Here is a 16,445-nt window from a genome sequence, read left to right as displayed (position 1 = left end):
TTGTCCATTTCCAAGTGTAGGGAAGAATGAATGCGAGTTAGGGAAGAATGTTTCGAAGTTAAGGAAGAATGTTTGGCTGTTCGGGCAGAATGTACCCGAGTTCGGGAAGAATCTGGGATCATATTGAGCTCCATCCAATAGATATGGGAAGCCGCCTGCCAAGCAACCAACCTATTTCAACGTGTTTTGTCCAAAAAGGGTCTATAAATGTGAAAAGGCTTTGAAAATCAGATGAAATAGAGCAGGATACACATTTTTCACAAACCCTTTGGATCGGAAACATTGCGCGGAGCAAATTAAACTAAAGGGTCGAATATTTGTTCATTTGGGCTGAATAAATCGGGTTTGGGCCGAATGCGTCACCATGTAGAGTTCCATCCAATAGAATCGGGCAGCTGGCTGCCAAGCAGCCAACCTATTTCAACGTGTTTTGTCCAAAAAGAGTCTATAAATACGAAAAGTCTTAGAAAGATCAAATGAAAAAGAGCAGGATACACATTTTCACAAAACCATCCGTTCAGCTATTCTCTATTTTCGGACCATATTGCCCAGAACCATCGTATTTCAGCATGCTTTCTCCCAAAAGCGTGGTCAAAACATCATCCCCCCTTAACGGGAGGGCTGATGTTGGCCAGGAATAAATGGTATCCTTGCTGCTTTGGTGATGAGTTGGGAGATGTCGGTATTGTCGATGACGCCATGGAAGGCCTCGCTTCCAGGTCCTGTTGCAAAGACAGGAATCATGTTAGCGGTGTGTCCACCGGTAGTGCTTTTGCTGCGGATGGAGGAAGTTATGACGCCCGCATCAAAATGCTGCGCGATGACGCTGCCGATTTCCCATTGTACTTTGTTTTTTGGGTATACCCCATGGGTATTGTTTTGAATGGTTGTTATAAATTGAGTACATTCTTGATCGGACAGATTTAGATGTGCGTAAATTTTGAAAACGGCTTTTACGGCTTTTGGGTCGATTGTTTGATCAGGTCCCCATGTTAATTGGGACGCCATGTAATAGGGAGACACTTTTATTTTTTTATAGGCGTTGATGTTCATCGGTTCGGTTGCTGAGATGCCCATTGTTTCGTGATCAGCCAGTACGACAACCAGTGTGTCTCCACGCTTCTTAGCCCAGTCAGTAACAAGCTTAACTGTGTTATCAAACTCAATGGTTTCTTTCCATATACCAGCGATATCAGCCGCATGTGAGGCTTGGTCAATTCGAGCACCTTCAGACATTAAAAAGAACCCTTTTTCGTCTTTACTTAAAACCTCAAGTGCCTTCTTTGTCATCTCGGCTAGAGTTGGTTCCTCAGAATGGTACTCTTCTTTGTCTTGTTTAAAATTCATGTAATCGGGATGAAATAAACCAAGCAGGCGGCCGGTATTGGGAGCAGCAGTCAACTCGGCTTCATTATTCGCAATAACGTAGCCGTTAGCTTGAAAGGATTTCAGCAGATTTACTCCGTCTTGTTTTTCTGGACTGAAATATAAAGCACCGCCGCCAAGAATAACGTCTACTTTATTTTGCAGAAGTTGCTGTGCAATATCAGCAAACCCAGTCCAGCGGTTAGTCACGCTCGCCCCAAAAGCGGCCGGTGTGGCATCCACCACCATATTGGTCGAGATGAGACCTGTCCTTTTACCCGCTGCCTTGAATGCATCAAGAACGCTGTCGACAGGTTTGCCCTTTGCATCGACTCCAATCATTTCATTATTGGTTTTGACGCCAGTAGCGAGTGCGGTGCCTCCAGCGGCAGAATCGGTTACATGCCGATTAGCCGAATATGTGCGCATGAGCGCAGTATGCTCAAGCTTTTCAAGATGCAGCACACCTTTACGGCCATACTCGAATTGACGAGCAATTTCCATTTGGCCAAGCCCCATGCCGTCTCCAATTAAGAGAATAACATTTTTCGGGTAGGTGCTTTCTTCCGAGTGTGATGCTTCAGCTGCAGCTGGTTGGACGAACAAAAAGCTAATTAGTAAAGTTGAGATGAAATTCCTCATCAAATTCCTCCCTTCATCCACTGTATTATTTGCCAAACTAAGCAAAAAAATTAATATAAGAAAAAAGCTGCCGAGGGAAGTCTCGGTAGCCTTACGTATATTTCTATTAAATATTAAGGAAGAAATTTGTTGAAAAATAGTAAAAATAAAAGAAATTATGTTGAATGATTTAAAGTCTATTAAATATAAAAAGAAAATATTTCCATTAATGGTATTTTCGGTTATGATATATCTAGCAATATATGAGGGGGAATATAATGAAACCTATTTCTAAAAAGATAGCAGCCCTTGGTATCAGTCTATCAGTAGCCATCACACCGGTGCTTTCTTTCCATCATGCGGAAGCACATGTAGGTCTTCCAACTGGAAAATCATTTAAAAGTCTTCAGGCGTCATCATTCAATGCAAAAAATCAAAACACGGAGAAGAAGTTCAGTGACAACACGCTTGTCATCAAATATAAGACACCATTATCTGCTGCAGACCATCAGCGGGCAGGAACGACTGTTATTCAACAAATAAAAGAGTTGAAGTACATAGTTGTGAAAGTAAAGAATAAAAAAAACCTCGAAGCCGCAATGAAAAGTTATCAAAAAAACACCAAAGTAACCACGGTTAATATGAGTCCGACCTTCAAGACATTTGCAGCAAACGATCCTAAAGTCGATCAACAATATGCGTTATCGATGCTGAATGTTGATGAAGCTCAAAAGCTTGCAGGAAAGAATAAAGTTACCGTTGCGGTGATTGACCAAGGAATCGATCGTAATCATCCTGAACTGAAAGGTTCCTTACTTCCAAGCTATAATGCAGCAAACCCAATGAATCCAGCTGCTCCAGATTTTCATGGAACACATGTGGCTGGAATTATCGCTGCTAAGAAAGATAATGGGATTGGCGGCTATGGAATGAACCCAAATGTGAACCTGCTCTCAATTGATGTGTTTGACGGTCAGTACTATAGTTCGGACTATACAATTGCTCAGGGGATTTTATATGCCATCGAAAAAGGTGCCCAAGTCATTAATATGAGTCTTGGCGGAGGGTATCCGTCACTAGTGCTTGAAGAGGCTGTAAAGAAGGCCATCGAAAAAGGGATTGTCGTGGTCGCAGCATCTGGTAATGACGGCGATGATTATGCGAGTTATCCGGCAGCTTTTGAGGGAGTTATCAGCGTTGGATCAACTAATAGTAGTAAGAAGTTAAGCTATTATTCATCGTACGGGGCTTCAGTAGATCTTGTTGCTCCTGGTGAGGATATTTATGCACCGTTTTATGATACAGCAAAAAAATCGACTTTTGCTAGAATGAGTGGAACATCAATGGCCACACCAGTTGTAGCAGGTGCTGTATCCTTACTATTATCGAAGCATCCTAACCTAACTCCAGCACAGGTTGAGTACATTTTGGAGCAGACGGCAACAGATTTGGGGGATTCAGGATTCGATATTAAGTACGGAAATGGTCAGGTCAATCCTGTGGCAGCTTTAAATTACAATATTAAAAAACTGCCATCCTTCGTTAAAGAAAATTGGGGACAAAAAGAAATTCTTGAAAAGGCAACTGCATTGAATGCAGATCAGCCTATTTCTATTAAAGAAACCATTACTAAACCATTTGAACAAAAGTGGATTAAATTTTCTGTGAAGAAAGGCGAGTATATTCAAACATCTCTACTCGGACAAGCTCAATATGATTATAAGATGATGGTTCACTTTTATGGGGATGAAAACCCGCAAATAATAGACATTAATAATGAGAGAGAAGGAAAAACGGAAGCTAAGTTAATACAGGCGCCGTTTACTGGAGAAGTCGCGATTGGTGTCAAAGATAGTAACGGCAGCTTTGATGATTCCACAAAAAAGGGTTCCAATTATGAACTTCAGGTTTCCAAATATCAAGTATTACCGGAAGATGAGTCAAATCTTGAAACACCAATAGAAGTTGCAGCGCTTCCGTTCACATCAAAACCTGCTTATTTAACTGGAGAAAAAGGTGATGAAGACTTTTTCCACTTCAAGGCAGATGAATCAAGACTCATGAAGATAGATGTTTCAGGGATCCCTGGTATAAATATTGCGTTAAATGTTTATGAAAAAGAGCAGTTGTTCCCACCTCCAGAGGAGACAGAATCAGGAGAAACACCAGCTCCTGAGCAAGATATTCCAAGTGAGAACCCTGCGCCTGTAGAGGGTGAAGAGGAAGCCATTCCTGCTCTCTATATGAGCAACAATGGTGGAGTGGGTGAAGGTGAATCACTGTACTTCATGTCAGAGCCGGAAAAAGAATACTATGTGAGCGTTACAAGTAAAAAAATGTCCTATGAATATTCCTACGGAGAAGATGACTTTTCCTTCATAGAATATGGAGAAATGGAAGCAGGACAGTCAATGCTCCCATTTACAGTTAAGATTGACAGCAAACTGATGCCAGAAGATGAAGATGGGTATTCCTCAGGTGGAGAGGAAGAAGAAGTAACTGAGGAGGATATGATTGCCGGCATTGATGCAAGTGCGCTTCCATATCAAATTGGTGAAAGTGCGGATGGGTATATTCAAAGCGATAATGATCAGGATTGGTATAAGTTGGTTCCTGAAGAAAATGGAATCTATCAATTTGATATTCCGAGTCCGAAAAAAGATCTTCCATATGTACAGATAGTTGAAGTCGCTGAATTCATGGATGAAGAAACGAATAAAACGGTGAAATATTTAAATACCGTTGCGAGTAACATGGATTATTACAGTTGGGATGTGAAGTTAACGGATAAATTTTTTGCCGGCTTAAAAGCTGGGAAGACCTATTATCTGGCTGCAGGCGGTACAACCAACTTCGATCCATACAAAATTACATCAAAGTTAGCAGTGAAAAGTACACAGGATCAATATGAAGATAATGATAAACCAGAAGATGCAAAGAATCTACCGGCTTCTGGCGTGGTAGAAGGGGACTTTGGCTTGGCGAATGATGTAGATACCTTCTATTTAGCACCAAACAAAACAGCCATATACAGTGCCAAGTTCGAACGTAAAAAAATGCCAAACTCTCTAAAAGAGTTCCCGAATGAATTGCTGCAGCCAATATACGCATTTATCCAGATCACGGAAGATACTAATGGCAACCATAAACTAGATCCTGAGGAATCTGAAAAAACGATATTGTTTATGAACATTATTGAATCTGGAGTAAATTATGGTTCATTTAAAGCAGAAAAAGAGAAAAAATACTTTATTACAATTCTAGGCTTGGTTGATTCAGGCTCGGGAATATCACTTTGGCCGTATAAGTTCACAGCAGCTCCAGTCAATCAAAATGATGAAGATGCTGGGTCAAAGGTGAAAAAGAATACACCATCTAAACCGCTGAATTTGAAGAAAGCCAAAGCTAAATCATATTCGGCTAAAGGCTACCTTAATGCGGGCGTCGGTGAAGGTGATGAAGATTGGTATGTATTTAAGGCTGCTAAAAAAGAAACAGCAGCCATTAAGCTTGATGGTGGCGATGAGATAGATGGTGTGATTGAAGTGTATAAAAATGGAAAACGGGTTGCGAAGTCTGATCAATATGCACTCGGTGATCCGGAGCTTCTTTCATTGAATCTTACTAAAGGCACCTACTACATTAAAGTACGTGATGTGAAAGGGAATGCCTCCATCAATCCATATACATTACATGTGAACTTGAAATAAAAGCAGAGGCTTTCCTAAGAGTCATTAAATGACCCTTGGGGACAGCCTTTTTTTGTTATTAACCAAGGACTATCGTCCATATTTTAGTTAATATGATATAATTATACTAGCTTCATATTTAATGGTAACAAAGGAGAACTGCATGATAACTAGAGTGAAAGAGCTGTTTAATGAGAGTTCAAAAGATTTAAAACGATTATTGAAACTTGTTGATAAGGTAAATAGTGCTGAAGAAAAATATTTGAATTATACAGATGAAGAATTAAAATACTGCACGTCTGAATTTAAGAGCCAATTAAGCCAAGGAAAAACGATTGAACACATACAAGCGGATGCTTTTGCAGTAGTTAGAGAAGCAGCGAAGCGTGTAATTGGTCTGCGCCATTATGATGTTCAGTTGATTGGCGGCTTCGTTTTAAATGAAGGCAGTATTGCACAGATGAATACGGGTGAAGGAAAGACGTTAGTTGCGACCTTGCCGAGTTATCTTCAAGCACTAAAAGGCCAAGGTGTTCATATCATCACAGCAAATGAATATTTAGCTCGCCGTGATATGGAATTGATGGGGCAAATTCATGAATTCCTTGGATTAACGGTAGGATTAAACATCTCGCAAATGGAGCCTTCAGAAAAGAAAGAAGCATACCAAGCCGATATTACTTATGGTACGGGTACGGAGTTTGGCTTTGATTATCTTCGCGACAATATGGTATTTCGGAAAGAAGATAAGGTTCAAAGAGGACATGAGTTTGCGATTGTCGATGAGGTCGACAGTATCTTAATTGATGAAGCAAAAACGCCGTTAATTATTGCTAATCAATCTAGTGATGGGGCAGAGTTGTTTATCATCACCGCACAAATAGTGAAAAGCTTCAAAAAAGATGTGGACTACGAATTGTTCCCTGAATCAAGACAGACCTTTATTAGTGATGAAGGTTCGCGCAAAATTGAAACAGCGTTTGGACTTAAAAACCTATATGATGCTGAACACCAAGAACTGCTGCATCACGTTATGCAGTCATTAAGAGCATCTGTCATTATGAAACGGGATGTTGATTATATTGTTAAAGATGGAAAGATTGAATTAATCGATCAGTTTACCGGTCGAATTATGGAAGGCCGTTCCTTCAGTGAAGGACTTCATCAAGCGATTGAAGCCAAAGAAGATTTGGAAATCTCTGAAGAAAATGAAACACATGCAACGATTACCATCCAAAACTATTTTAGACTTTATAAGAATTTATCAGGGATGACAGGCAGTGCGACTCCGTCTAAACGAGAATTCTGGGATACGTATAATCTTAATGTGATTACGATTCCGACGAATAAGCCTGTTCGGCGGGAAGATTATCCTGATTTGGTGTACCGCAAGTATAATGACAAACTTAAAAAAATTATTGCTGAAGTAGAAAAACTGCATAATATGGGCCGCCCGGTGTTAATCGGTACGACTTCCATTGAACAATCGGAAGTACTGTCAGACTCCCTGACAAAAGCAAAAATTAAACACTATGTATTGAATGCTAAAACTGAGCAAGACGAAGCAGAAATCATCGCCCGAGCGGGTCAAAAGGGTCAAGTCATGCTGGCTACAAATATGGCTGGCCGCGGCACAGATATTATGCTGGGTGAAGATGTTCGTGAGCTTGGCGGTCTGCATATTCTTGGTACAGAACGTAACGAAAGTAAACGAATCGATATGCAGCTTCGAGGCAGATCCGGCCGTCAAGGTGATGCTGGGTCTTCACAATTTATCATATCTTTAGAAGATGATCTGTTCGATTACTATGATGAAGAAGAAAAAGAACGCTATTTGAAAAAGGTAAAAGTTGATGAAGAAGGATTAGTTGTTTCTCCAGACCCAATTAAGTTTGTTAAAAAGGTTCAGGATAACATTGAAGGCGCACATTATTCGAGCCGGATTCATTTATTAAAGCTTGAAAATGTATTGGACCAACAAAGTAAGGTTATCTATTCCATGAGAGACAGAATGCTTGAATTAACGGATGATGATCTGTTTGATGAGCTGCTGGCTTATATGGAACGATATATGAATACCTTAATCAATCAGCATCTTCCTGAGGATCCTGAAGAGCATAGACTTGGAGAGTTGATGGAGAAATTGTCGGAGCTATTCATCGACTTAAGTCTGACTGAAGAAAGACTAATCGACCAAGATGCGTATCAAGTAAAGCAAGCAGCAGCGTCAGAATTTAATGAGCTAAAACAAACCATTCTTGAATTAAAAGGTGACGAAATGCTCGCACTCCAGCTTCGTAATTACATGCTTACGCAAATTGATTCGGATTGGATTGAGCATCTGAACTTAATGACTCAGATTAAAGAGGGAATTACCCTTAGAGGGTATGCCCAAGAAGATCCATATGTCACCTTTGAAAAAGAAGGAGCTGCCGAATTCAACCTGCTGATTGCTGACATCGAAGCAGGCATTAGTACGCAGTTTATGGAACTTATAAAAAATGATTATCATGTCGTAAACGAAAATGAAGAGGGTGAATAGAGGATGGGACGTTTAGGAAAGAAAATTAAAAACAACAAGCGATCAATTCTGCCAACCAAACAGCAAGTGAAAAAGAAGCGCAGTTTAATGAAGATGGAACCGTCAATACGAGCCTTTACTTCCATCCTGAGTGGGAACTGACTGTAGCTGAAAAATATATCTATCAATTCCGTCATCAAAAGCTGCCGGCCTTACTTCCAGATCAGCTGTCCATTGCCGGTATTGATTTGATCGAAGATGAAGATGATATCATCGTCGAAACGTTTTTACGAAATACATTGGCGAAGTCCGTACGTTTTGAAGAAGTGGACTTGTTGCTCTTAGATGCAGAAGGCCAGGTATTAGCGAAGAAACGGTTTGAATTAGACGAAGTGAGTGAGATTCCGGGGCTGTCTTGTATGCCTTGGAGATTCCTTTTCGGAAAAGAAGATCGAGTAGCGGTAGACATTCCAGCAGAAGGCTGGAAGATTGCCTTTGAATTAAAAAATAAAACAGAAGAACAAGAGCATCTATTGGATCTTGACGAAACGTGGGAAAAAGAACTTTCCAGCCTTCAAAAAGAGAATCTGCAGAATTTGGTTGCTACACTGCCAAAGCTTTCTCCAGGTGAGATCAATTTAATGGGCATTGAAGCGAAGTTCAATGAAGATGATGCTCTGGCTGTCGTCATTCTTGTCAGAAATGGCAATGAGAAGAACATTAAGCTTGAAACAATTCCGCTGGTGGTTGAAGATGCGCAGGGAGATGTTGTCTGTGAGGGTGGATTTAATCTAAGTAATTTTGAAGTAAAAGCGAATACAAGTAAACCGTGGACGTTTATCTTCCCAAGTTCATTAATCCAGAAACAAGAACCAGATTTATCTCGTTGGAAGGCATATGCACCTGCAGCTTCACTTCCACAAACATAACTACTCTCCCGTCAATTTTGGCGGGGGTTTTTTACCGCATAAAATGGACCCATCAGAATCTGATGGGTCCATTTTATGCTTATGAAAATTCAGGCCAATTTACTTGCGCTTCGTCGCCTTCAATTTTATCAAGGGTACGATAGCGGAATGGAGTAAGTTCGGCTTCCGCTTTACCTACAAAGTCCTTAGCTAACTCGAAAGGCAGTAATTCGAATTGCTCCGCTTTCTCTGAAAGTAAGTAAGCACCAACGATTTGACCTTTCTTGCTGATATCTATGGTTAAGAAAGCTGGATAATATGTAAGATCTTTAGCTTCAAGGATGGCTTTAGCAGTAATCGTTCCGTCCGGTTCGATCTCAGTCGAATCATTGCTGGTTTTTTCCAGCACTTTTAATGCCCACCCTGGCTTCTTGTAGCCTCCTATTATTTTTGGCGGGTGTTTCTTAAAATTTTCTACGAGATTGTCGATTTGATTCTGGTTATCCACTATATCTGCTCCCCCTTAAATTCATAACACATTGAGCGGTTCGAGCCCAACTCAAGTAAATTGTTATACTAGCTGTCAGTTTATCTACTATACAGATAAATATATACAAAAAACTAAGTATTTATTAGTTTGTTCAGCTGGACCACGCGAATAATCCTGATACACCTTATTTATTCTACTAATAATCTCCTTGTTATACAAGGATAATCAATAAAGGAAGGATATCCGGAAATATCTTGCACCATGTTATATTTCGACAAAGAAATCAATTTGATTATAACATTATTCCGATTATTCAGCCAGATTAATCATTTAGACGTTCATCCTGTGAATTGTTATTCAACCGTTTCTAATTCTTGTGTTTCACTACTAGAATCCGGTTCAATGTTTGGTGTATTTTCCGCCTCTGTCAGTAGTTGTTCGATGCGGTTCTGCATCGATAGTAAGAATTCCTCGGTTGCCGCAAACGTTTTATAGCGTTTAGGAGAGTTTTGTTTAAAGGCTGCTGAAGCTGTATTTAACTTCTGAAGCTGAGACATTTTTTCTCTTGCTTCGCTATAACGTTTATTCGCTGCTTCCTCATCGATCACCAATAAGAGCTGGTAACGTTTTATTTCATAATCAGCACTTGCTATAAAATCTTGAACAGGTACTATGTATTTCCTGGGCTTTTTCACTAAGACGGTCACCCGCACTAATACCATTCATATAAGCCAATGTATTCGTACGATAAGTCTTCGTTTTACCGTGTGCTGTCTTCGGTTTAGAGCGGTATGTTTAAGGAACTGCTCACAACTAATTGATGGACGAGGCTGCTTTAGCAGATTCAGAGAAAACAAGTAATCCTGCTGCCAGCATCAAGATGGATAAAAATGAGTTGCGAAAATTGGGCATTAGTTCCTTCCTTTCCAATGTTATTATAATTATAGTACCATAGATATGTATAGTAGTTTACAGGAAATAGAAGTTATTTTACATGTATTTACATGTATTATTTGAATTTTGTTTATATTTTGGAATATTTTTCAATTTAATGAGCGGCGCATAATAAAAAAAACAGCCGGTCCGCATTAGCGGAGGCTGCTTTTTTTAGAAGTTTTTAAAACCTGCGAGCCTTGTTTCATAGTATCCAGAGCTAAGGGAACTGATCATAACACCTTTACTTGTGCTGGCATGAATGAATTGCCCGTCACCCAGATAGATTCCCATATGTGTGATGATAGATTTAATAGCTGGATTACCAGCAAAAAATACTAAGCTTCCAGGGCTCGGGTTGGTCGTATTTTTGCCAAGGTCGAAATATGTTGAGGCAGAAGTTCTTGAAATGGAATAACCGGCTTTCTTCATAACATAGTATACGAATCCACTGCAATCAAAGCCGCCTGGTGATGAACCGGCCCATGAATAAGGCGTCCCGATGTGTTTCTTTGCTTCTGCAATTAATGTATTAGCTTGCTGGTCCACATTGCTGACTGTATCCGAGTTAGTAGGCTTTGCTGCAGGTTTAGAAGCAGCGGTTTGGCTGACACTAAGACTTTGCCCTGTAAAAATCGTATCCGAAGTTAATTGATTCAAGCTTTTTAACTCTTGAAGCGTTAGTTTAAATTGAGAGGCTATTTTCGAAAGAGTGTCGCCTTTTTTAATGGTATAAAGACCAGATGTATTTGACTCAGACGACGAAGCATCAGTACTTGTTTTCTTCGCTTCCGGCAGGTCAATCACCGTTGTACCTTTGGTTTTAGAAACGGTTAACACATCACCAGGATAAATAACAGTTGAGGTTAACTTATTAAGACTTTGCAGCTCACCAAGGGTGATATGATGCTTGTTCGCAATTTTGGTTAGATTGTCACCTGCTACTACGGTATAGGTAGCCGTGCTGGTTTTCTCGATAGAAACCTGTGCTTTGACAGTCGAGGCTTTTGTGGTAACTGAAGCATTAGTGCCGGCAGCTATTTTTAATGTCTGATTTACGAAAATAGCGTCAGAGGATAATTTATTGAGTGCTTTTAAGTTGGCAAGAGTAGTTTGATGATTTTTGGCGATTTTCGTTAGAGTATCACCGCTTTTTACTGTATATGTATTGGCAGCAAGGGCAGGAGAAGCAAATGCTGAAGAGAGGATAGCTGCTGCTGATAATGTCGCAATGCCTTTTTTCACGATTTTTCTCACCTCGATAAGTTGTTTGACTCTATCTTATCAAACAAATCAGATAATCTTATATTACATTTATGTTACAAAATGAGAAAAATAGGTTTAAATGATAGAATATGTACTTTTAACAAAAATAAAGAAGAAAAAGAAGACTATCGATTTAGATAGTCTTCTTTAGGCGTTTATTAAATGAAATGATGGACTTTTGATGATGCGTGAATTACCTGCCTTATCTCTTAAAATGACCTTGAAACGATAGTCACCGTTAATGGCAGCTTTTTTATCTTTCGTTTGACCATTCCAAGTCACACTGGATTGACCAATTTTAAAGGAAGTGTCAGTTAAAAGTCTGTTCACAATTTTACCGTTTTTATCAATAATAGAGACTGATCCAGTAACAGATTCAGTAACGGTAATCGTATTTTCTATTTTTGATTTTTCTGTTGTTTTAAAGCGTTTATCGGAATTAACAATCGATCCAGAAGGAGACACTGTATCCAGCTCAATTGGAATCTCCTTTGTCGATCCGACGCGCCCATCACTGTCTATTAGAGAAATATTAAGCATATAATTGCCATCTTTCAGTTGGCTTCTGTTGGAATTCGTGCCATTCCATTCAAGAGTATGGCGTCCCCCTGTAAAAGGTTTGTTTTTTTGGAGGGTTCGTACTTTATTACCTGCATTATCTAAGATAACCGCTTTAATGACGGCGTCCTTATTCAACCGAATAGGGATGGATAGTTTAGCCTGAGCTTTTGGTGAATAGAGATAATTAGGTTTTGAAACAGTCAGTTCGGGCACAAACGTATTATTTACCTTTAAGCTCTTTTTAGTAATCAAGGAATGGCGGGCATTCGCAGTCTTAATGACAAGCTTGACATCTCCGGAAGATTGATAAGATCCATTGTCAAGCTTTCCATCCCAGTTATAGGAAATAGGTTCCCCGGTCGATGCCTGATTGGTGAGCATTTTCTTTATAGTTTGTCCGTTTGCATTTTCAACATAAAGCGAAATAGTCGTGTCCTTAGGAGGAGTGAATGAAATGTTTAATTTATTCGATCCTTCTACCGTGAATGATTTATCAGATAGTTCAAGAGTAGACATTGATTCAGGTGTATTGACCAATGCTTTGTGTGCATCGATTTTACCATTTCCAAATTGCGGATCCCATCCTGATGGTCCAAGATCAGTGGACGACTCTTTCAAAATCGAAAGGACCTCAGATGGTGTTAAAAAAGGATTTTTAGCAAGAATCAATGCCGTAACCCCAGAGACCATAGGGCTTGCCATACTTGTCCCGCTCATGGTACCAAACGTGTTTTCTGAAATAGTCGAATAAATATCCTTTCCGGGTGCCGAAAAATCTATATACTTTCCGAAGTTAGAGAAGGAGGCGAGCTTATCATTCTTATCAGTGGCGCTGATTCCTAGAACATTTTTCAAGGCTGCTGGATAGCGAGGCTTTGCTGTATGTTCATTCCCAGCTGCCGCAATGACGACGATTCCCCGAGCAGCTGCAGCTTGGACGGCTTCATCGAGAATGTTGGTGTAGGCATCCGTCGTAAGACTTAAATTGATAATATCTGCTCCAGCATCGATCGCATAATAGATTCCTTCAGCAACATCATAGATATCAGCTTCTTCCTCTCTAAACACATTCACCGGAATAATCTTAGAGGAAGGCGCGATGCCGCTAGTGCCTTCATTATCCTGAACAGCTGCAATGACGCCGGCTATGTGTGTGCCATGATCATTGGGTAAGAGAGTCTTTTTGCGAGTAATAACATTAAACGGTTTTGTTATTTGTCCTTTTAAATCAAAATGACTAACTTGAACACCGCCATCGATAACGGCCGTTTTAATCACCGTTTTTCCTTTTGGCAAATCCCATGTATCAGGTAAGTTTAAGTTCTTTAAATACCATTGCTTTGAGTATTCCGAATCGGACGGGATATAAGTATGTGCTAGTTTATAATTTGGTTCGGCAGAAAGGATTTCTGGGTGGGAGAGCAAACTTTTGGCTGCAGCTTCTAGGGTGCTCCCTTTTGGAAGAGTCAGTAAGGAGAAATGATGATCAGTCAATTTCGATGCTTCCACCGCGGAAATAGATTTGATTAGTGCTTGTTTGGTCTTTTCATTTGTATTTTGTTTAAATTGGATAATTAATTCGTTTTTATCGTAGGGTTCATTTTCCAGTCTTGCACTGTCAGTTGAGGACTGTGCGGCTGTAAAATTTACGGGTGAAAAAGTCAATAATCCAACCATAAGGACGGCAGATAAGATAATGGATTGTCTCATTATTGGTCTCCTTTTATAAGTATTTAGATTCTGAGAGTAGGAGTCTTTTATGTAATTGTCTAATTTTAACACGTCATACATTTGAATCCTATTAATATCCTTGTTTTTAGGTACAAAATATCACGAAAAATCTGTTTAATTGTAAAAAAGTGGTTAACAAAGTGACTATTTTAGTAGATAATGGGAGGAAACTGGGAATTAGGAGTGAGTAAGTTATCAAAAAATGTTTGCTAGTGTCGTTGTTTACTCTTTTAATGGTGTTTGGTTTCTCGATTGAATCGAAAGCGCAGGTTAGTGAGAATTGGCGGGCAGTGTATTATCCAACGGTGAATTTTAAGGGTGCTAAGGTGAGTAGCACCGTTAGTTCGATAAATTTTTCTTGGGGAACAAAATCGCCGGCGAAGAAGATTCCTAGCAGCAAGTTCTCAGCCGTTTTTGAAAAGAAAATGACTGTTTCTAAAACAGGTACCTATGTCCTGATGGGAAAAGCGGATGATGGAGTTCGGATTTATGTAGATGGAAAACGAAAGGTAAATGAGTGGAAGGATGGAGAGCGCAATTTCGAAAAGCAGGTAAAGCTGACAAAAGGAAACCATACAATTAGGGTTGAGTATTATAACATAGGAAAAAATGCGAAACTTAAAGTCAATATTAAAGAGGCTGCTAAAGTCACCCCTTTAGAAAAATGGGGAGCAACGTTTTATAGTAAGCAGAATTTAACGGGGAAAGCAGTGAAGAAGCAGTTTTCTACGCTAGATGTTAACTGGGGAACAGGTTCACCTGACCCGAATATTCCAGCTAACAATTTTTCAGCTGTTTTTGAAAAGCGGACGAACCTTACCAAAAGCGGCACCTACCTGCTGAGCGGAGGTGCCGATGATGGAATCCGCATTTATGTGGATGGTGTGAAGAAAGTGGATCAGTGGAAGGATAATGTGCAGACGTTCAATGTAGAAATGGCTCTAAGTGCAGGGATACATATTATTAAGGTCGAGTATTATGAAAAAAAAGCGACGGCACAGCTATCCGTCAAGTTTGATAAGAAAGCAAAAAAAGAACAGGTTACCTACACGAATTATGGGACTACACTTAACGAAGCGTTGGCAGCTCAGATGAAAGTGAACCCACAGACAGATAAAAAGTATGCTGCCTATATTCCCGCGGTCAGTGTCAAACTCGATCCGAAAAATATTAACAGTGGGGATATGCTAGAGAAGACGGTGATAAAAGCGGGAACAAGTTCAGTCTCGCGTACACTTGGCACCTTACCTAAGAAAACGAAGGTGAAAATTTTAGGCTTTAAAGTTTCGGAAGATGAAAAGCTATGGTATAAGGTTCAAACTGGCTGGGTGAACGCATCATCTGCAGATACAAAAAACTACCTGAATCCAGAGCAGGTGAAAAAAGGCACGTCAGATTTTTATCAATTTGTTAAGCTCTCCGATTTTGCTGGATTAAATCCTGCTGAGATTAATCAGAAAATTTTATTTGATCGAGGAATTTTAAAAAATCGGGCGGATGCTTTTATTAAGGCAAGCTTTAAATATGGCATCAACGAAATCTACTTACTAGCTCATTCCTCATTGGAAACTGGACGGGGAACGTCAAGACTTTCAAAGGGAATAAAGGTGAAGGCAAAGTTGGATAGTAAAGGGGAACCCGTGTATACAACCGTAAATATAAAAGGTAAACAGGTGGTGGAAAAGGAAATCGAAATCCTCCCGGACGATGCCAAGAACTACGAAAAGAAAGTTTATAATATGTATGGAATTGGCGCCTATGACACCTGTGCGTTGGAATGTGGAGCGCGACGGGCATTTAATGAGGGGTGGACGAACGCGGATAAAGCAATCATGGAAGGCGCTCGCTATGCTGCAGAGGAATATATCCATGCGGGACAAGATACCATTTATAAAATGAGATGGAACCCCAATTATATGGAGGTCAATGGTACAGCCTACCACCAATACGCCTCAGATATTGGCTGGGCAGCCAAACAAACCAAGTACTACATCGAACTCTATAAATTACTCGACAGCTACACCATCACATACGACGTACCGCGCTACAAAAAGTAAAGTAAGGGGCTGTCCCAAAAGGGGTAATAAAGCCAAAATTGAATAAAAAGAGAGAGGCAGAAATGTTGTTTTAACAACATTTCTGCCTCTTCTATTTTGCGTTATTTTACTTGAAAAAGGACTTATGAGACAGCCCCTTATTGATTTATAAAACGGCCTTGAGCCCGCGCTGCTGGGGTATTTTGGGTATCTGTTATGTGCGGAACAGAGGAAAAACGGTGCGGAACGGGAGAGTTTACGTGCGCTTGGAGCTTAAATATGTGCGGAACCAGACAATTGTGTGCGCTTCAGGCACTTTTCTGT

General features: G+C 40.0%; 9 protein-coding genes. 4 read left to right on the top strand and 5 right to left on the bottom strand.

Features of this window, described 5'->3' with window-relative positions:
* Window positions 1–609: 609 nt before the first annotated feature.
* Window positions 610–2,007 carry an alkaline phosphatase gene (locus tag WYK_RS01800; RefSeq protein ID WP_051387260.1) on the bottom strand — a complete coding sequence of 466 codons (1,398 nt, stop codon included), beginning with the start codon at window positions 2,005–2,007 and terminating at the stop codon, window positions 610–612.
* 257 nt (window positions 2,008–2,264) lie between these two features.
* On the opposite strand from WYK_RS01800, the gene WYK_RS01795 reads away from it, so the two are divergent.
* The 3 genes from WYK_RS01795 (at window position 2,265) to WYK_RS01785 (ending at window position 9,125) form a co-directional block, all read left to right on the top strand.
* Window positions 2,265–5,696 carry a S8 family peptidase gene (locus WYK_RS01795; RefSeq protein ID WP_040372748.1) on the top strand — a complete coding sequence of 1,144 codons (3,432 nt, stop codon included), beginning with the start codon at window positions 2,265–2,267 and terminating at the stop codon, window positions 5,694–5,696.
* A gap of 142 nt (window positions 5,697–5,838) precedes the next feature.
* The gene (gene secA2, locus WYK_RS01790) at window positions 5,839–8,217 is read left to right on the top strand and encodes an accessory Sec system translocase SecA2 (protein WP_040372746.1); all 2,379 of its coding nucleotides are present in this window, start codon (window positions 5,839–5,841) and stop codon (window positions 8,215–8,217) included.
* Between the two features lie 41 nt (window positions 8,218–8,258).
* A complete protein-coding gene (locus WYK_RS01785) occupies window positions 8,259–9,125 on the top strand; it encodes an accessory Sec system S-layer assembly protein (protein WP_081704715.1) in 867 nt (288 codons plus the stop codon).
* Window positions 9,126–9,204: 79 nt separating this feature from the next.
* On the opposite strand, the gene WYK_RS01780 is transcribed toward WYK_RS01785, so the two are convergent.
* The 4 genes from WYK_RS01780 to WYK_RS23140 form a co-directional block, all read right to left on the bottom strand.
* Window positions 9,205–9,612 (bottom strand): hypothetical protein, encoded by a 408-nt coding sequence (locus WYK_RS01780; protein WP_051387259.1) that lies wholly within the window; start codon window positions 9,610–9,612, stop codon window positions 9,205–9,207.
* Window positions 9,613–9,947: 335 nt separating this feature from the next.
* On the bottom strand, window positions 9,948–10,289 hold the full coding sequence (locus WYK_RS01775; RefSeq protein WP_040372744.1) for a hypothetical protein: 342 nt from the start codon (window positions 10,287–10,289) through the stop codon (window positions 9,948–9,950).
* Between the two features lie 412 nt (window positions 10,290–10,701).
* Window positions 10,702–11,772 carry a C40 family peptidase gene (locus WYK_RS01770; RefSeq protein ID WP_040372742.1) on the bottom strand — a complete coding sequence of 357 codons (1,071 nt, stop codon included), beginning with the start codon at window positions 11,770–11,772 and terminating at the stop codon, window positions 10,702–10,704.
* A 168-nt stretch (window positions 11,773–11,940) separates the two neighbouring features.
* On the bottom strand, window positions 11,941–14,064 hold the full coding sequence (locus WYK_RS23140) for a S8 family serine peptidase (RefSeq protein ID WP_051387258.1): 2,124 nt from the start codon (window positions 14,062–14,064) through the stop codon (window positions 11,941–11,943).
* A gap of 233 nt (window positions 14,065–14,297) precedes the next feature.
* Here WYK_RS23140 and WYK_RS01760 point away from each other — a divergent pair, with 233 nt between their 5' ends.
* Entirely contained in the window at window positions 14,298–16,142 is a 1,845-nt protein-coding gene (locus WYK_RS01760) for a PA14 domain-containing protein (protein WP_152526377.1), read from the top strand.
* Window positions 16,143–16,445 lie beyond the last annotated feature (303 nt).

This window comes from Peribacillus psychrosaccharolyticus ATCC 23296 (assembly GCF_000305495.1).
GTDB classification, from domain to species: Bacteria; Bacillota; Bacilli; order Bacillales; family DSM-1321; genus Peribacillus; species Peribacillus psychrosaccharolyticus.
Note: the sequence above shows the minus strand (reverse complement) of the source record. Positions and strands in the feature narration are given on the sequence as shown.